The sequence below is a fragment of the Shimia sp. R9_2 genome (genome assembly GCF_017743735.1).
Taxonomy (GTDB): Bacteria; Pseudomonadota; Alphaproteobacteria; order Rhodobacterales; family Rhodobacteraceae; genus Shimia.
In genome coordinates, this window is sequence record NZ_JAGHRO010000008.1 from 142,393 (window position 1) to 160,119 (window position 17,727).

Annotated in this window: 12 protein-coding genes; 6 read left to right on the forward strand and 6 right to left on the reverse strand. The window is 57.8% G+C overall.

Translation table 11 applies throughout. The features are described 5' to 3' along the window. Window positions 1-12: 12 nt before the first annotated feature. Window positions 13-861 (reverse strand): HTH-type transcriptional regulator BhcR, encoded by an 849-nt coding sequence (gene bhcR, locus J7400_RS17570; protein ID WP_209065389.1) that lies wholly within the window; start codon window positions 859-861, stop codon window positions 13-15. Window positions 862-1,030: 169 nt separating this feature from the next. On the opposite strand from bhcR, the gene bhcA reads away from it, so the two are divergent. The 5 genes from bhcA to J7400_RS17595 all read left to right on the forward strand — a co-directional run bounded on the left by bhcA (window position 1,031) and on the right by J7400_RS17595 (window position 6,997). Next, on the forward strand, window positions 1,031-2,221 hold the full coding sequence (gene bhcA, locus J7400_RS17575) for an L-aspartate--glyoxylate aminotransferase BhcA (RefSeq protein ID WP_209065390.1): 1,191 nt from the start codon (window positions 1,031-1,033) through the stop codon (window positions 2,219-2,221). A 16-nt stretch (window positions 2,222-2,237) separates the two neighbouring features. Beyond that, window positions 2,238-3,194 carry a beta-hydroxyaspartate dehydratase BhcB gene (gene bhcB, locus J7400_RS17580; RefSeq protein WP_209065391.1) on the forward strand — a complete coding sequence of 319 codons (957 nt, stop codon included), beginning with the start codon at window positions 2,238-2,240 and terminating at the stop codon, window positions 3,192-3,194. A 55-nt stretch (window positions 3,195-3,249) separates the two neighbouring features. Then, entirely contained in the window at window positions 3,250-4,413 is a 1,164-nt protein-coding gene (gene bhcC / locus J7400_RS17585; protein WP_209065392.1) for a 3-hydroxy-D-aspartate aldolase BhcC, read from the forward strand. Window positions 4,414-4,525: 112 nt separating this feature from the next. Continuing rightward, window positions 4,526-5,491 (forward strand): iminosuccinate reductase BhcD, encoded by a 966-nt coding sequence (gene bhcD / locus J7400_RS17590; RefSeq protein WP_209065393.1) that lies wholly within the window; start codon window positions 4,526-4,528, stop codon window positions 5,489-5,491. 270 nt (window positions 5,492-5,761) lie between these two features. Continuing rightward, complete coding sequence (locus tag J7400_RS17595) at window positions 5,762-6,997, forward strand: urate hydroxylase PuuD (protein WP_209065394.1); 1,236 nt, start codon at window positions 5,762-5,764, stop codon at window positions 6,995-6,997. A gap of 94 nt (window positions 6,998-7,091) precedes the next feature. Here J7400_RS17595 and J7400_RS17600 read toward each other — a convergent pair whose 3' ends face one another. Genes J7400_RS17600 through J7400_RS17615 form a run of 4 tightly spaced genes read right to left on the reverse strand, consistent with a single transcriptional unit; the run spans window position 7,092 to window position 13,256 of the window. Continuing rightward, the gene (locus J7400_RS17600) at window positions 7,092-8,045 is read right to left on the reverse strand and encodes a glycine betaine ABC transporter substrate-binding protein (RefSeq protein ID WP_209065395.1); all 954 of its coding nucleotides are present in this window, start codon (window positions 8,043-8,045) and stop codon (window positions 7,092-7,094) included. 32 nt (window positions 8,046-8,077) lie between these two features. Further along, complete coding sequence (locus tag J7400_RS17605) at window positions 8,078-9,880, reverse strand: ABC transporter permease subunit (RefSeq protein WP_209065396.1); 1,803 nt, start codon at window positions 9,878-9,880, stop codon at window positions 8,078-8,080. Further along, window positions 9,877-10,932 carry a glycine betaine/L-proline ABC transporter ATP-binding protein gene (locus J7400_RS17610; protein WP_209065397.1) on the reverse strand — a complete coding sequence of 352 codons (1,056 nt, stop codon included), beginning with the start codon at window positions 10,930-10,932 and terminating at the stop codon, window positions 9,877-9,879. Before J7400_RS17610 ends, J7400_RS17605 begins: the two co-directional genes overlap by 4 nt. After that, entirely contained in the window at window positions 10,929-13,256 is a 2,328-nt protein-coding gene (locus J7400_RS17615; RefSeq protein WP_348540193.1) for a DUF1989 domain-containing protein, read from the reverse strand. Before J7400_RS17615 ends, J7400_RS17610 begins: the two co-directional genes overlap by 4 nt. 102 nt (window positions 13,257-13,358) lie before the next feature. Here J7400_RS17615 and J7400_RS17620 point away from each other — a divergent pair, with 102 nt between their 5' ends. Continuing rightward, complete coding sequence (locus J7400_RS17620) at window positions 13,359-14,411, forward strand: LacI family DNA-binding transcriptional regulator (protein WP_209065398.1); 1,053 nt, start codon at window positions 13,359-13,361, stop codon at window positions 14,409-14,411. Window positions 14,412-14,417: 6 nt separating this feature from the next. Here the strand turns inward: J7400_RS17620 and J7400_RS17625 are convergent, their stop codons facing one another. Next, the gene (locus tag J7400_RS17625) at window positions 14,418-17,627 is read right to left on the reverse strand and encodes a hypothetical protein (RefSeq protein ID WP_209065399.1); all 3,210 of its coding nucleotides are present in this window, start codon (window positions 17,625-17,627) and stop codon (window positions 14,418-14,420) included. Between the last annotated feature and the right edge of the window lie 100 nt (window positions 17,628-17,727).

Here is a 17,727-nt window from a genome sequence, read left to right on the forward strand (position 1 = left end):
GATAAGTCAGCCTCAGGTCGTAGTTGAGGCGGCTTCTCCCCCGATGGCCACGGTCAGAGCTTGCGCAGCCTCCACCACCGGCTGGCTGAAACGGGCGATCTCTTCAGATCCAACACGGCTTGTCGGTCCGGAGACCGAAATCCCGGCAACCGCTTCGTTGTTGAGATCAAACACTGGAGCCGCAATGCAGCGCATGCCGATATTTTTCTCCTCATTGTCCACCGAATACCCTCTCTCGCGTATCAGCGCGAGATCGGCGTGCAGGGCAGACTGATCTGTGATGGTAAAATCGGTGAAGGCCTCAAGCGCGTAGGCTGAGAGGACACGCTCCAGCCGATCAGCATCCATATGGGCGAGGAGCGCCTTACCAATCCCGGAAGCGTGCATCTGAGACAGGGTGCCAGGCGGAAAAAACGCCCGAATGCTGGCATGGGTTTCGACCTGACTGAGAAACAGCACCGCCCCTTCACGTTCCACGCCGAGATTGGCGGTCTCACCTGTTGCTTCCATAAGACGGCGCATGATTGGGCGGGCGCGATCGACCAAGCTGGTTCGGCGCAGATACCGCGCCCCGATCACAAAGGCGCGGGGGCCGATGTGCCAGACCTGCTCGTAGCGATCAAACTCCACAAGACCGCGGCCCTCAAGCGTGATCAGCACCCGGTAAACCGTGGCGGGAGATTGCCCCATTTCATCGGCGAGCTGAGACAAAGGCTTGCCCTGCGCCTCGCTGAGATATTCGAAGACCTCCATGGCGCGATCCAGAGATTTGATCGTGTTTTGCGCGGTCTTGTCATCCCACCCACGAGGCCGCCCTCGGGACTTTCGAGCGCTCGAAACCTGATTATCTTGAAAATCCATAAATACTCACATTTTCGAAGTGAAACCCAAATTCATTATATGAAAAAATCAAGCATCTGACAACAAACAGATTTTTTGATCCATCCGAACTTCACGTCCAAAAATCAAAAAAATATCGGGGTGCCGGACTCCTGCTTATGGTCGTTTCTATGACGCAAGGAGATTTTCCATGAGCTTTCAAAACCCCGTCTTCATCCCCGGCCCGACGAACATTCCCGAAAGCCTGCGCAAGGCTTGCGACATGCCGGCGATTGACCATCGCTCCCCGCTGTTTGGGCAAATCCTGCATCCGGCCCGCAAAGGCGTGCGCGAGATTCTCAAAAGCGCAAACGCAGAAATCTTCATCTTTCCCGCCACCGGCACCGGAGGCTGGGAGACCGCTTTGACCAACTGCCTGTCGGCTGGCGACAAAATTCTCGCAGCGCGCAATGGGATGTTCAGCCACCGCTGGATCAACATGTGCGAGCGTCATGGCTTGGATGTCGAGGTCGTGGAGACCCCGTGGGGAGAAGGCCTGCCAGCGGCGCGCTATGAAGAGATCCTCAGCGCAGACCCGCAGCATGATATCAAGGCCGTGCTGGCCACGCACAATGAAACCGCGACCGGAGTGAAATCTGACATCGCCGCCGTGCGCCGAGCGCTGGATGCGGCGGGCCACCCTGCGCTGCTGTTTGTGGACGGCGTGTCCTCTATCGCGTCGATGGACTTTCGCATGGATGAATGGGGCGTGGATGTTGCAGTGACCGGCTCGCAGAAGGGCTTCATGTTGAGCGCGGGTCTGGCCATTGTGGGATTCAGCCCGAAAGCGGTTGAGGCCAGCCAGAACGCCGCGCTGCCACGCACCTTCTTTGATATTGCCGACATGCGCGCGGGCTATGCCAATAGCGCTTATCCCTACACGCCCGCCGTTGGTCTGCTCAATGGGTTGAACGAAGCCTGCACCATGCTGCTCAATGAAGGGCTTGAGAACGTTTTTGCACGCCACCATCGCATCGCGGAAGGTGTGCGGGCGGCTGTGCGGGCCTGGGGGCTGGACCTTTGTGCCGCTGACCCTTCGCTTTACTCAGATACGGTCAGCGCCATCCGCACGCCCGAGGGCTTCAACGCCACCGACATCGTGACCCACGCGGCCAGCAAATACGGCGTCGCCTTTGGTGTTGGACTTGGCGAGGTGGCCGGAAAGGTGTTCCGCATTGGCCATCTGGGCAGCCTCACCGATGTGATGGCCCTGTCCGGTATTGCCACGGCTGAAATGTGCATGGCCGACTTGGGACTGGATATCACATTGGGCTCAGGCGTCGCTGCAGCGCAGGACTATTACCGCGGCAACACAGCTGTGCCCCGGCAAGACGCCGCATAAGAGAGAGGCAGCCGGAATGTATATCCCGACCTACGACGACATGCTGAGCGCCCACGCGCGGATCAAGCCTTATATTCGCAAAACGCCGGTGCGGACATCAGACTATCTTGATGAGCTGACCGGGGCCAAGCTGTTCTTCAAATGTGAGAACTTTCAGGAGCCGGGCGCATTCAAGGTGCGGGGCGCGACCAATGCCGTGTTTGGATTGGACGACGCACAGGCAGCACAAGGCGTGGCGACGCATTCTTCGGGCAACCACGCCTCCTGCCTGAGCTACGCCGCCATGAAACGCGGCATTCCCTGCAATGTCGTGATGCCGAGCACGGCCCCGCAAGCGAAGAAAGACACTGTGCGCCGCTATGGCGGTAAAATCACCGAATGCGCGCCATCGACATCTTCGCGCGAGGAGGCCTTTGCCAAGGTGCAAGCGGAAAGCGGTGGCGATTTTGTACATCCTTACAACGACCCGCGGGTGATCGCGGGTCAGGGCACCTGTTCCAAGGAATTCATCGAGCAAGTGGACGGGCTCGATGCGGTTGTGGCGCCCATTGGCGGCGGCGGGATGATTTCGGGCACCTGCCTGACACTCGCCACGCTGGCGCCGGAAACAAAGGTGATTGCTGCTGAGCCGGAACAGGCAGACGACGCTTACCGCAGCTTCAAGGCGGGCCATATCATTGCCGATGATGCCCCCAAGACGATCGCGGAAGGTCTGCTTGTGCCGCTTAAAGATCTGACATGGCACTTTGTGTCCAACCACGTGAGCGAGATCTACACCGCGTCCGAGCAGGAGATCATCGACGCGATGAAACTCATCTGGAAACACCTGAGGATCGTGATGGAGCCCTCAAGTGCGGTGCCAATGGCCACGGTTCTGAAGAACCCCGAAGCCTTCAAAGGCAAACGTGTCGGCCTGATTGTTACGGGTGGGAATGTCGACCTCGACACCCTGCCCTGGCTCACCACCCCCTGACCCAAACATCGAGACAGCCCCAAGGCGTGGGCAAATTCTGACGGAGGAGCATGAAATGAAAGACCTGAGCAACCTCAATGATTTCGAAGTCGGCTATGACATTCCCGCCAAACCGGGGATGGACGAAGCGGATATTCAGACACCGGCGTTGGTGCTGGATCTTGATGCGCTGGAGCGCAACATCAAGAAAATGGGGGACTATGCCAAGGCGCACAGCATGCGCCATCGGGTGCATGGCAAGATGCACAAATCGGTGGATGTGGCCAAGCTTCAGGAGAAGCTGGGAGGCGCGGTTGGCGTGTGTTGCCAGAAAGTGTCGGAAGCCGAGGTGTTTGCACGCGGCGGGATCAAAGACATTCTTGTGTCCAATCAGGTCCGTGACCCCGCCAAGATTGACCGTTTGGCCCGCCTGCCCAAATTCGGCAGCCGCACCATTGTCTGTGTCGATGATCTGGAGAATGTCGCCGACCTGTCCTCAGCTGCAGGGCTGCATGGCACAGAACTGGAAGTGTTTATCGAGATCGACTGTGGCGCAGGGCGCTGTGGTGTGACCTCCACCGAGGAGGTCGTGAAAATCGCCAAGGCGGTCAAGGCGGCGGACAACCTGAAATTTAGCGGCATTCAGGCCTATCAGGGCGCCATGCAGCATATGGACAGCTATGATGATCGCAAAGCCAAACTGGATATCGCGATTGCCATGGTGGAAGACGCCGTTGCCGGATTGAAGGATGCAGGCATCACATGTGAGCTAGTTTCCGGTGGCGGCACCGGGTCCTACTACTTTGAGTCCAATTCGGGCGTCTACAACGAGCTCCAATGCGGCTCTTACGCCTTCATGGACGCGGACTATGGCCGCATTCTGGACAAAGAGGGCAAGCGCATTGATCAGGGCGAATGGGAAAACGCTTTCTTCATCCTGACCTCCGTGATGAGCCATGCAAAATCCGACAAAGCCATTGTGGACGCGGGGCTCAAGGCGCAATCCGTGGATTCAGGTCTGCCTGTGATTTTTGGACGTGATGATGTGGAATACATCAAATGCTCTGACGAACACGGTGTTGTCATGGATCCGAACGGCGCGTTGAAGGTGAATGACAAGCTCAAACTGGTGCCGGGCCACTGTGACCCAACCGCAAATGTACATGATTGGTACGTCGGTGTGCGCAACGGCAAGGTGGAATGCGTCTGGCCGGTGTCGGCGCGCGGCCGGGCCTATTGATTGAACGCCCGAGGCAAAAGCTGCGGCAGGGTGAAGCTGCCAGAAAGACGCCTGTGCGCCGGTTTCTCTTCTGATCCGACGCGCGGGCGCACCAATGCAAAGTGAGAAAAATATGCTGATTGTTCCTGAACGCGAGATTGCCGACCTGATGACGCGGGAAGCGGCCTTTGACGCTGTGGAGAAAGTCTTCGCAGCCATGGCCTCAGGCAACGCCTACAATTTCCCGGTTGTGCGCGAAGCCATCGGCCATGAGGAGGCGCTCTACGGTTTCAAAGGGGGCTTTGATCAAGCGGGACTGACCCTCGGGTTGAAGGCAGGCGGCTATTGGCCCAACAACTTGGAAAAGCGCAATCTGATCAACCACCAGTCCACGGTATTGCTGTTTGATCCGGACACCGGGAAGGCCAAAGCGATGGTTGGCGGCAACCTCTTGACCGCATTGCGCACCGCTGCCGCCTCATCTGTGTCGATCAAACATCTGGCGCGCGAAGATGCAAAGGTGATTGGTATGGTTGGCGCGGGACATCAGGCCACATTCCAGCTGCGCGCGGCACTGGAACAGCGCAACTTTGAAAAGGTGATTGGTTGGAACTATCACCCTGAAATGCTGCCAAACATTGAGAAGGTCGCCAATGAGGCCGGGCTACCGTTTGAGGCGGTCGCGTTACCCGGTCTGAGAGAGGCGGATGTGATCATCTCCATCACTTCGGCATTTTCACCTTCGGTGATGGCGGGTCATATTTCAGAGGGCACCCACATCGCCTGTATGGGCACCGACACCAAGGGCAAACAAGAGGTTGAGGCGGAACTTCTGGTCAGGGCCAATGTCTTCACCGATGAAGTCGCCCAATCGGTATCCATCGGCGAAGCTCAGCACGCGGTTGGTCAGGGGCTTATCAAAGACACTGATGTTGCCGAGATCGGCGCGGTCATCAACGGCACGATTGCGGGCCGCACATCGCCAGATCAGATCACGCTGTTTGACGGCACCGGTGTTGGCCTTCAGGATCTCGCCGTTGCTGCGGCGGTTGTCGATCTGGCTGTTAAAAAAGGCGTCGCCATCGAGGTCGATTTCTAACGCTTTCTGCGCATTCCACTCACTCCCCCTGACTGTATGCGCAGCCCGGTGTCTTGATGACGCCGGGCTTTTTTGCGTGTCAGAACCTGCCAAACCTAACGCGCAGAAACTGCGTATCCGCCCAATTCATACGCACCAAAGATGGTGCAGCTGGTCCGATGGCAAATCATTGTTTCGTTTTTTTTGATACTGCTTGGCTTTTGACTGCGATAGCAGAATAAACATGCCTCCAATAGAGTGTGTCAGAACACGACTTTTAGGAGGACCGCCATGTACGATATGGCAATCTTGTGGGACTGGATCGCATTTTCAGTACGCTGGCTTCACGTCATCACAGCGATGGCCTGGATTGGGGCCTCATTCTATTTCATCGCACTCGACCTGATGCTCAAACCCGCCGAGCACCTGCCCAAGGGCGCCTTTGGCGAGGAATGGGAGGTCCATGGCGGTGGATTTTATCACACTGTGAAATACCTCGTGGCACCTGCTGAGATGCCCGAGCACCTGACATGGCACAAGTGGCAGAGCTACACGACCTGGCTGTCTGGTGCCGCATTGCTGATGATTGTGTACTGGGTTGGCGGCGAACTCTTTTTGCTCGATCCGACCAAAGCCGATCTGGCGCTCTGGCAGGGGATTTTGATCAGCGGCGGCTCACTGACCATTGGCTGGCTGGCATATGACGCGATGTGCAAATCCAAACTGAGCGAACAGCCCACCCTGTTGATGCTGCTGCTGTTTGCCATCCTCGTGTTCATGTCCTGGGGGTATAATCAGCTGTTCACGGGCCGGGCGGCGCTGCTGCATCTGGGGGCGTTCACGGCGACCATCATGACCGCCAATGTTTTCTTTCAGATCATGCCCAATCAGCGGATTGTAGTGGCAGACCTGAAAGCCAGTCGGACGCCTGATGCGAAGTACGGCAAGATTGCCAAGGTCCGCTCGACCCACAACAACTACCTGACCTTGCCGGTCGTGTTCCTGATGCTGTCCAACCACTACCCTCTGGCGTTTGCGACGGAGTATTCCTGGATCATCGCGAGCCTGATTTTCCTGACCGGCGTGACCATCCGCCACTATTTCAACACCATGCACAAAACCGGGAAAGGACCGAACTGGACCTGGCTTGCCACCGCGATACTCATGGTGCTGATTGCGTGGCTGTCCACCGCGCGCTCAGGTGAAAGCTATGAGGAGTCAGAAGCGCGTCAACTGACGCCCTACGAGCAGAAATACGCATCTGCGGAGCGCTTTGAAGACGCCTATTATGCGGTGATCGGGAACTGCTCGATGTGCCACGCGCGAGAACCTTCCTGGGAGGGCATGCACTGGCCCCCAAAGGGCGTTGTTCTGGAAACCGAGGCAGATGTGGCGCGTCATGCGGATCAGATCTATCTGCAAGCCGGCCTGTCTCACGCCATGCCGCCGCCAAATGCGATCGAGATGGATCGCGACTCCCGCGAGCTGATTGTGGCCTGGGTCAAAGAGGCACGTGGGCAGAACTAAGCGCCCTCTTTGGGGCCAAACACCGCGTCCGCACTCAAATTCAAAAACAGGCCGCATCAGATGCGGCCTGTTTCCGCTTGAAGGCACGTCGGACTTAGCCCTCAATCCAGGATTTCACAGTGTCCATATTGTCTGCGATCCAGTCTTCGGCCACTTCGCGCGGATCACGTTTGTTTTCAAACATCTCAACAATCCAGCCGTTGATCTCATCTCCGGTGAACTGCACGTTGGAGAGCATTTGCGCGACCGGCGGATTGCGCTCTTCCAGTGATTTTGAGTAGGCGACATAGATGTCGTTGGAAGCAATCACGCAGTTGAATTCGGACACTTCGAGCCAGTCCTCTGCATCTAGATCCACATCCTCGCAGCCATCGGTCCGGGCTGGCTCCTGCACGGCGGTCAGATCATATTTGACGTGGATGGCTTCGGGTGTCCAATAGTAGAAAAGCTGCGGTTTCTCAGCTGTATACGCAGCCTCCAGACCTGCCTTAAACGTGTCGGCAGACACGATGTTTGGCTCCCACAGCCCGTCCAGACCGTAGGATTTGAACTTGATCTGCCAGCGTTTGGTGGACGCCCATGTGACGTCACCTGCCCAATATTCCCCTTTGCCGTTGCCATCGGTGTCAAACATGGCGGCCACTTCGGGATTTTTGAGGTCCTCAATGCTTTTGACCGTGTCGCTCATGTAGGACGGCACATAGATGTTAGACGTGCCCTGATAAGGCGCGTTGGTCACAACGGTCTGGTTGCCATCGATATATTCGTCCCAGAGTGCTTGCTGGTTTGGCATCCAAAGATCGGTAAAGACGTCAATGGAGCCATCGCCTTTGTCCATACCGGCCATGATTACAGCGGCCTGGTTCATGCCGGACACGATTTCCGCATCTCCGCCCATCTGGTCTTCGATGATAGTTGAGAGCACGTGGCCAATGGCCTGGGCCCCGTTCCAGCTCAGATCTGAGAAAGTGACCTTCTCCTGAGCAGAGGCCCCCGCAGCCGCGCCGAGAAGGGCCGCCAGTGCAACGGATGTTTTAAGAGTTTTCATGAGTGGTTCTCCCTGTGTGTTTTTTGGTTGGGTCAGATGCGGCTGAACGAGTTTCGAATGCCGCGCAGGATGCGGTCGATCATCATCGCAACCAGCGCGATGGCGATCCCCGCAAGCAGGCCTTTGCCGGCCTGAGCATCGCCCAGCGCGGCCGTCACAATAGCGCCAAGGCCTTCGGCGCCGATGAAGGCGGATATGGTGGCCATGGAGAGGGCCAGCATGATGGTTTGATTGAGACCGGCCATGATCGAAGGCACCGCCATGGGCAGCTCCACTTTCCGCAGGAGCTGGTGTTCTGACGCGCCAAAGGCGAGCGCAGCTTCTTTGGTGCTTTCGGGCACCTGCCGAATACCAAGCGCTGTCAGCTTGATCATGGGGGGCATCGCAAAGACCACCGTGGCCAAAACCGCAGGCGGCTGTGAAATGCCAAAGAAAGCCACCGCCGGCACCAGATAGCTGAGCGACGGGATGGTCTGCATCACGTCCAGAATGGGTTCGGTGATGAAACGCGCGATTTTGTTTTTCGCCATCCATATGCCGATTGGCAGCCCTACAAAGACACAGACCGCGGTCGAGACAACCACAAGCGCCATGGTTTGCATGGCAATCTGCCACAGCTCAAACAGCGCGAGAAAGGCCAGAGACGAGGCCACGAACGCCGTGGTGCCCATTCCGGTAAAGGTCCAGCTCAGCACCAAAAACAGGAAGGCCACAACCGGCCAGGGGGTCTGCATGAAGGCGACCTCCACCCGGATGAGCGATTGCCGCAGCACATTGGTCATCGCGTCAAAGGCTCCGGCAAAGGAGGCGCGCAGCCAGTTGATGGAGATGTCGATGCTTTCCGCAGAATAGGTGAACAGCGTGACTTTGCGGCCTTCAACCGGCGGTTTGATTTGCGCGACAACCTCGGTATTGCCCGCGTCATCTGTGACACGGCGGTAGGTCACGTCTTCCGGAGGATCGAGGCGCGCCAGTGTTGGGAAATCATCAATAAAGAAGCAGTCAAACCGGTCCCGTGTTGTGATGGCCGCATATTCCTCCACCAGATCGGCGCTGCGGCCAAGGTCACGCGCATCGCGACGGGCGGCACTGCGGGCGGTGTTCTGCTCTGCGGTACGGTCAGAAATCGCGTCCAGCTGATCATAAAGCGCCTGCGCCGCAGTGGCATCAGCGCGCACCGTTGTGCTGAGCGTGGCAACGTCGGGCAACTGGTACTGCGCCATCAGGCTCTCGACACTTTCGGCGGCCCTGATCTGGTTGAAACAGGCCCGTTCATCCAGTCGCAACTGAGTTGCACGGTAGGTGGTGATCGGGCTGCAGATCAGGATAATGGCCAATCCCATTCCCAGCCGCTTTGGCGTGACGCCACTGGCCACGGTGGGATCAATGCGCCAGCGGTTGTATTGGTCGTAATACCACCGGTTCGCCTGGCTCCCCATCCAGAGGCGCCCCAATATCAGAAGCATCCAGCCAATGGTGCCATAGGTGCTGATCCAGTCGGTGTAGCGGGGAATGAGCGTTTTATTGGCATTGGGATCAAGTTGTGCCTCTGCCAGAAGCGGCGCGAACTTGATCACCTGCATGAGACAGACAATGGCAATGATGTCGATTGCCAGAGACACCCAGAACATCAGCCAAACACCCCGCCAGGCAGCCCAGAGCCAAGGTGCGATCACGCCCCAGATATTCATATGCCAGCGTGGCAGTTGCCCGCGTTGGTGGCGCTCAAAGATCGGGGCGTAGTAGTCCGCTTTGGTGACGCAGAACGCCTCAATCGAGACGTCGCGGTCCTCGATGTTGCGCTGTTCGGCCCCTGTGTTCGCCTGCATGCTCATTGGTCTGCACTCCCCTGAAGTCCGTGCAACAGTGTGTTTTTGTCGACCACGCCCACAAGCGCGCCGTCTGCCTTGATGAGGACCGGCAGGTCTGAGTGCGTGCTCAGCTCGACAAGCGTGTCCAGATCATCCTCCGGCCGGGCCTCCGGGTGGTCCAGTGCCAGATCAAGTGGCTTTCGCTTGGCCTGATAGGCGTCTGGCGGCACCATGATTTTGGAGGCCGACACCAGCTTGAGGCGCGAAATGCCCGCGACAAAATCCGCCACGTAATCATCAGCCGGAGCGGTGACGATGTCTTCGGCGGTGCCGATCTGAACAATCTCGCCGTCTTTCATGATGCCGATGCGATCCCCCATCCGGATCGCTTCATCGAGGTCATGGGTGATAAAGACTGTGGTCTTTTTCAGGTTTTCGGACAGCCCAAGAAACTCGTCCTGCAAGTTGCGTCGAATGAGCGGATCCAGTGCGGAAAACGGCTCGTCCATCAGCAGGATTTCAGGGTCCGCAGCCAATGCGCGGGCGAGCCCCACCCGTTGCTGCATCCCGCCGGAGAGCTCTGAGGGAAGCCTGTCGCCATAGCCGTGCAATGACACCGTTTCGAGCGCCTGATCCGCGAGCTGTGCGCGGTGATACGCATCCATGCCGCGCAGCTCGAGGGCGAAGCCGATATTGTCGCGCACAGAGCGGTGCGGCAGCAGGGCCATGTTCTGAAACACCATGCCGATCTTGGTGCCCCTTACGGCCCGCAGAGCGTCCTGCCGCATTTTGCCAATGTCTTCGCCCAGAATGCGCACGGCACCGGCGGTGGGTTCAATCAATCGGTTGATGTGGCGCACAAGTGTGGACTTGCCGGAGCCAGACAGCCCCATCAGGCAGAAGATCTCTCCCTCAGCGACCTGAAAGCTGGCGTCTTTCACGCCCACGACCGCGCCGAAGCGTTCCAGCACTTCGGCCTTGCCAATGCCTTCTGACCGGATCGCGGCCATGGCCTCATCCGCCTGAGCACCAAAAATTTTCCAGACGCCGTCTATTTCGACAACCGCATCGCTCATGCTCGGGCCTTCTCTCGTTTCGGGTCGTAAAATGGGATGTCACACACCTTGGCGGGGAGACGTTTCATGTGGCCATCCAGCTGACCCACTTCCAAAGCCGTGTCGGTCGCGGAAAACTCCACTGAGAGCCGCGCCATGGCGATGGCGCGCTCAAACATTGGCGAGCGCACAGCAGTTGTGATCTGGCCCACCGGACGCTCTCCGGCGAAGACTGGCGCGCCATGTGCAGGCACGTCATCTCCTTCAAACCACAGCCCGCGTAGAAGCTTGCGCGGAGCTTGCGCGTTTCGGCTCAGAGCGGCATGGCCGACAAAACCATCCTTTTTCAGACTGACGGCGAAGCCCAGCCCGGCTTCAAAGGCATCCACACCGGCCGAAAATTCAGCATGTGCTGCGGCCAGCCCCGCCTCCACACGCAGAAGCTCCAAAGCCGCTGATCCCATGGGCGTGATGCCAAACTCCGCACCCGCGGCCACAACAGCCCGCCAGAGAGCGGCAGCGTCTTCGCGCGCACAAAAGAGTTCGTAGCCCAACTCCCCGGTGTAGCCGGAGCGTGAGAGCATAAAGGGGATGCCGTCCCGATCCTGAACCCGCGCCACGGTGACGCCAAACCAGTTGAGGTCATCGAGAGCCGGAACCGTGCTTTGGGCAAAGGTCAGCTTGCGCAGAAGGTCACGCGATTTTGGTCCCTGAACGGCCAGATTGGGCAGGGCATTGCCCATCGCATGTATACGCACCTGCAGGCCTTCTTGCTTGGCGAGCACATCAAGCTGTCGGCCACTTTCCTCAGAGCCACAGCACCAGCGGAACAGATCAGGCCCCAGCCGGAAGAGCGTGCCGTCATCAATGACCTGCCCTGCCTCATCACACATCAAAGTGTAGCTGCCGCGCCAAACCGCCATTCTGGAGACATCACGGGTGGTGGCGCGTTGCAGCAAACGCTCCGCATCCGGGCCGATGATGTCAAATTTCCTGAGGCCTGACATATCCTGAATTGTGACCGCCTCGCGACAGGCCCAATACTCTCCGATGGTGCCGGTGGCCGAAAAGCTGACGGGCGCCCATAGATCCCGCGCCGGGGCAAAATGCTTGGTCAGCTTGGATGTTTCCGGCGCAAAGGCGCTCTGCTGGCTGATCGACATGGGCGCATCTTCCTTTTCGCGGTAGGCCACGGCATGGCGGATCGGTGCGTCTTTTTTGTAGATGCGCACATGTATGTCGGTCGGGTTCCAGCCGTTGATCGGATCAAGATCGTCCGGACAGGCCGTTGAGGCGCAGACCAAGGGCTGCAATGCCTGTAGCGCCACATAGTCCCCGGCCCGAGAGTGGCTTTCTTCGGTCAGAAGCTGATGGGACTGGTGGTCAACCCAGGTGTTCCAGAAGAAATTGATCGCAGACCACGCCACACGCGCCCCAACCCCGTAGGGGGCAACTGCCTGGGAGATGTTGTCGGAACAATTCAAATGGCCGGGAAAACCGCGCTCCTCATAGCCGCGCGCGGTGCAAGCCATGCCAAAGGCGTCGTGCCGGCCACATGTATCCTGCAGCACGCGCATCATGGGATTCAGATCGCGGTCATAGAACTTGTCCAGCAGCCCCGGCCCCGGGTAAGCGCCGCGCACCATTGTGCGGGTTGCGGTGCTGTCGATGTCGCGCTCCAGCCCCCGGTCGAGCACATCCACACGGAGTGCCGTGAAATCGGAGCATTGCTGCCCTTCAACATCGATGATCTGAACGGTCTCGCCTTCTGCAAGCTCATAGGCCATGGCTGTGCCGCGCTTGACCGTGAACTCATCCCGGATCTCGCCCAATGGCGGCGGGAGGAAGTCCTCGACATTCGGAGCGCCGGCGGTACGTGTGACGAAGATCTGGCCAACATGCGCGCCGGAAACCAGCGCAGCGACGGGCAAGGCGCGGATCACCCAAACCGTGCAATCTGTCTTGGCCGCAAACACCAGCAACCCGTCTGCCTCAACCTCGGTAACAGCGACCCCATCAAGATCGCCACCACCATGACTGGCATGCCAGCCAAGCAGCGCGCGGTGGTCAAAACTCTCCAGATCCAACCAGCCGTTCGCAGACAGCCCCAAAGCGCCGGGAACAATCTGACCTCGGGCATCAAAAACCAGCAGCGTGATCTGTTGCGCGCTCAGCGGTGTTTCAAAAGACAGGAGGTCACCGGCCTTCAACTCAAACCGACTGGCTTCTCGCGGAAAGAGCGCCTGTGACTGCAACCGGGCACGCGAGGGAAAGCCGGGGAAACGGCGGCGGGTGCCATCAAACCCCATATTGCTAAACTCTCTGAGAACCGGCGTTTGCTGCACGCAACTCCCCTTTTCAATTTGATGTAACTAGTTACATGGCGAAAATTGCAACGAGTCAAGATTTTCCTGTAACCAGTTACAGAACCCTCCTATTGTCGCAGAATGTCACGGCCACCTTCTCACAAAAAACGCGCCAACCTGCGCGACGTCGCGCGCGAAGCAGGGGTTTCGGTGGCAACGGTCTCCCGCGTTTTGAACACGCCAGACCTGGTGCAAGAAGCCACCAGATCCCGTGTGCAAAGGGTGATCGACGACCTTGGGTTTGTGCGCAGCGCCGCGGCGCGGGCCATCAATTCAGGCCGCACTCAAATCCTTGGCGCGCTGGTGCCCACACTGGACAACGACATCTTTGCGATCACCTTGAATGCGATGGAAAACCGCCTTGTGGAGCTGGGGTTTTCGCTTGTGGTTGCGACGACGGATGAAGACCCCGAAAAAGAAGCCCGCAAAGCAAAGGAGCTTTTGGACAATGGGGTGGAAGGGCTGGTTCTCACCGGCAAATCCCACACAAAGGCGCTCTTTGATATGCTGGAGCGCCGAGACGTGCCAGCCTTGGTGATTTCCTGTTTTGATCCGGAATATCGTTTACCCACAATTGGATATGACAATCACAAGGCAGCCGCGCTGGCCTATCAGCACCTCAGGTCATCGGGGCATGAAAACGTCGCGGTGGTTCATGGCCCAACAGCGTTCAATGACCGCACACAAGCGCGCCTTGACGCCATCGCTGAGCTGCAGGGCGGCACGCTGCGCAACGCGCTAGAAACGGAGCTTTCGGTCGCTGGAGGGGCACAGGCTGTGCGGGAATTGCTCAGCCAGCCAAATGAGTATGACGCCATTTTGTGCCTGTCAGATGTCATCGCATTTGGCGCTCTGAACGCTCTGCACCGGGCCGGAAAACCTGTGCCCAAAGATATATCAGTCATGGGTATTCAGGATTTGCCCGCCTCTGCGGAAACCTATCCACGTCTGACGACGGTACATTTGCCGGTGCAACAAATGGGCAGGCAGGCGGCCGAAGGCATTGCAAATTGGGTTGTTGATCAACGCCCGCCAGCGCCGATTGAAGTTCAATCAAGACTGGTCACACGCGAAACTGTGAGCAACAAATCCGGATCAAATGGAGAGAAGGGGCAGCACGCTACCCCTTCCTGAGACAGGTCACCCCAACGGGTCAAAACCAAATTCGGTCAGCTGCGCCATCAACAAACCAGCCTCATCAAGGATTGGATTGTTTGGACTTGCAGTGAAGTTATCAAGGCTCAGCTGTTCAGCCTGAAGGCCGGTGAATGTGGTGACGTTTCCGCCATTGTTGAGGACTTCAATCTGCAGATTGCCGTCCACTTCGTTGATGTCGATCTGATCTCCGTTGAGGGACTTGAAATCAAAGATATCCTCATCGGGATTGAAGCCATCGATTGTGGTGCGCGCGCCCCAGTTCCAATCGATATCAACAACATCGACGCCTTCTCCAAGGGTCACCACACCGTTGGGGACCGCGCCTGCCCCTGCGCCACCGGAAGTGTCATCAGGATTGCCGCCGGTTTCGGTAGCACCGCCATCCCCTTCTGCACCATCAGGATTGCTCGCGCTGCCCGTCAAATCGCCCGTGCGGGTTTGATAGCCATCTGTGGTGGCCCCAAGAGGGGCCTCTGGCGTCAGAAGAACCGTGCGATCGACAAGTGTGACATCATTTTGATCAAAGCCAAACGGCGTTTCCAGATTGTCCTCCATCACCTGATCGAAGTGGAATTCGACCAAACCCGGGATCAGATCAGCCTTGCTCACCCCCGTGAAGGTAAAGCTTTGCCCGCTCGGCAGAGAGGAGATCATCAAACCCGCTTCGGTATCCTCAACGCTCAAACGTTCGCGGGTGCCGAAGTAGAGGAAGCTGATTTTCATTGTGGTGGGATCAAAGTTGTCGATAACCTCAGCTCTGCCGTATTCGTGACTGCGGATATAGACTGTGTCCGCCTCGCGGGGGCCAATGCCCTGCTCCCAGGAAATCACGCCACCCATATCCTGCCGAAAATGCTCGTTCCCGACGATGCCGAAACTTTCGATACTGACATCCTGAGAAGTGACACCCTGAACAATCTGCGCGGCGTCCGACCAAGGGCTGTCAATGACAATTTCGCCCGATAGAGATTTGGTCACGATCATGCCGTGGACCGACGTGCCGCCAAAATCGATCTGGTCGACGGAGGCATCAAACCCGACGATGTCATCCGCGTTGCTGTCAGCCCGAAAAATCTGTCCACCCGCATCCGTGCTGCCCGTGACTTCTGCCGGGTTAGAGCCGTCGGCGTCATAGCTGAGTGTGTAACCACCCGCATTTGGGGTGGAAATCTGTGTGCCGATGGCACTGGCAATTTCGTTGAGCACACCCTGGTTGTCTGCTGAAAAATTGGCAATGGAGAGATCATCCAAACCAAAACCGGTCAGAATGGTTTGAGTGGTCACGCCGTTTTGGGTGATCGCAACCCGCACGGTCTGGCCCAGTACATCGCCGGATTCCTCAAAAATCTCAAAATCTGCGGCGGTCACATCAGCACTGACTTCAATCACATCCCCCATATTGGGCAGGAAGCCATCAATCACACGCGCGGGACTGTCATAACTGATCGTGACATGCATATGGCTGTGCCCAGCGCCGCCATCATGGCCGTCGCCATGCCCGCCACTTTCGTCGCCGTCACCTCCATGCCCCTCATCTCCGTGGCCGTCACTTCCGTGGCTGGTGTCCCCATCCCCGGCATCTGAGCCAACGTCGTGCCCTTCATTTTGCCCGACAACCGTGGAAAGTTCAGCCCGCGCCGTCGCATCGAGCGCGTGAATGTTGCCCGCCACAAGCATATCCAGCGTGACACCCTGCAAAGTAAGAGACTGCGCGTTGGACGGCACCGCAATCACAACCGAGCCATTTTCCTCAGTGATCTCAAGCGCATCCGCACCGATCCAATCAATGAAGATGGTATCGCTCTGAGGATCAAAATCCGTCACAACACGCGCCGTGCCGTAGGCCCAGGTGATCACGACATCCGCGTTTGTCTTGGTGATCGCCGGGTTGTCAAAATCCTCAGCTGATCCGCTTGGCGTCGGTTCAGGCGTATTGCCCTCGCCTTGGCCGCTATCCGTCCCATCGTCGCCGGTGCCGCCTCCTGTTTCACCCCCATCGCCGGCGCCACTGTCCGTGTCAGAACCGCTGTCCGTATCTGGATCGGTGTTGTCTGCAGTGTTGTTGCCATCCCCAATGAGGCTCAGGATTTCCTGCGCCGCCGAGTTATCAAGAATGGTGAAATTGGCTGCGGACAAGTCCGCCAATGTGACGCCAACGAGCGTAAGCGATTGTTGATTGGAGGGCACGGAAAATACCACAGAGCCGTTGGTTTCGGTCACTTCAAGATCGCTTGCGGAGATCCAATCAACGAAGATTGTATCTGTGGCTGGATCAAAATCCGTGACCAGTGCGGCCACCCCATAGGTCCATGTCAGCACCACATTTGCGCTGTCTTTATCGACACCAGCGGTGCCGTTGCCGACGGCTGTACCCGAGGCTCCAGGTCCGCCGTCACCGGAACCGCTGTCAGTTTGCCCGCCAGTGTTACCCCCGTCTGCCCCACCGGTGCTTCCGTCCGGGGTCCCCAGCCCTTCGTCGCCGGTTTTGCGGTCCTCAAAAAACGCAATCATGTCTTCCACTGACGCCGCATCATAGCCGCCAAATTGGTCGATATATTGCAGGATCGACGTTCCATATTCGTCTGTGGAAACAGCCCCGCTTTGCAACAGATTCAGCGTGCCGTAAGCGCCCCGCAGATGAGCCGCAGCCAGTATACCTGTCAACGTCAGCTCCACCGTGACGGTATTGCCGCTCCCATCCGTGTAGGTCGTGGTCTGGCCAAGGAAATCATCGAGACTCTGCCCCGCGTTTTCCAAGCCGTTGGTGATGATTTGAAGGTTGAGGCCAAACGCCTCCTGAATGGCGACGGTCTGCGCCTCTTTGGTCATGAACTCTTCAAGAGAGGTCACGCCGTTTTTCCCCGTCCAACTTCCATCCCATGTGTTGGTAGAGGCGCCGTTGCCGTAGAACTGATCGTCGTCATAATAGCCCAGATCGATCAGAAGCGCTTCGCCAAATTGAAACCCGACAAAGCCAAGCGAATTGGTTGAGCGGTAGGCCATCGCCTCCCATTCACTGTCGCTCAGGTCGCCCCAGCTGTTGTAGCCCGGGAAGAAATCCGTGACCGGACCTCCGGCCCAAGTGTCCAATTGCCAATCCTGAATGACGCCGGTTTCATACCGATCCCGATCCCAGCCCGACTCAAACGCCAGAAGTGCCGATAGGAAGTCGGAGAAAGTGCCGTTTGACATCAATTGTTCGCCCTTGCTTCATGTTAGTCGTTCCGCGAGTGGTGGTCGCTTGGGTCAACTGAAACACAGATTTTATGTTGATGTACGGCCATTCCTTTTA

What these genes read in the sequence shown, in the direction of transcription:
- bhcR (WP_209065389.1), bottom strand. Translation starts at nt 861, where the DNA reads ATGGATTTTCAAGATAATCAGGTTTCGAGCGCTCGAAAGTCCCGAGGG.
- bhcC (WP_209065392.1), top strand. Translation starts at nt 3,250, where the DNA reads ATGAAAGACCTGAGCAACCTCAATGATTTCGAAGTCGGCTATGACATT.
- J7400_RS17625 (WP_209065399.1), bottom strand. Translation starts at nt 17,627, where the DNA reads ATGTCAAACGGCACTTTCTCCGACTTCCTATCGGCACTTCTGGCGTTT.
- bhcD (WP_209065393.1), top strand. Translation starts at nt 4,526, where the DNA reads ATGCTGATTGTTCCTGAACGCGAGATTGCCGACCTGATGACGCGGGAA.
- J7400_RS17595 (WP_209065394.1), top strand. Translation starts at nt 5,762, where the DNA reads ATGTACGATATGGCAATCTTGTGGGACTGGATCGCATTTTCAGTACGC.
- J7400_RS17610 (WP_209065397.1), bottom strand. Translation starts at nt 10,932, where the DNA reads ATGAGCGATGCGGTTGTCGAAATAGACGGCGTCTGGAAAATTTTTGGT.
- J7400_RS17605 (WP_209065396.1), bottom strand. Translation starts at nt 9,880, where the DNA reads ATGAGCATGCAGGCGAACACAGGGGCCGAACAGCGCAACATCGAGGAC.
- J7400_RS17600 (WP_209065395.1), bottom strand. Translation starts at nt 8,045, where the DNA reads ATGAAAACTCTTAAAACATCCGTTGCACTGGCGGCCCTTCTCGGCGCG.
- bhcA (WP_209065390.1), top strand. Translation starts at nt 1,031, where the DNA reads ATGAGCTTTCAAAACCCCGTCTTCATCCCCGGCCCGACGAACATTCCC.
- bhcB (WP_209065391.1), top strand. Translation starts at nt 2,238, where the DNA reads ATGTATATCCCGACCTACGACGACATGCTGAGCGCCCACGCGCGGATC.
- J7400_RS17620 (WP_209065398.1), top strand. Translation starts at nt 13,359, where the DNA reads ATGTCACGGCCACCTTCTCACAAAAAACGCGCCAACCTGCGCGACGTC.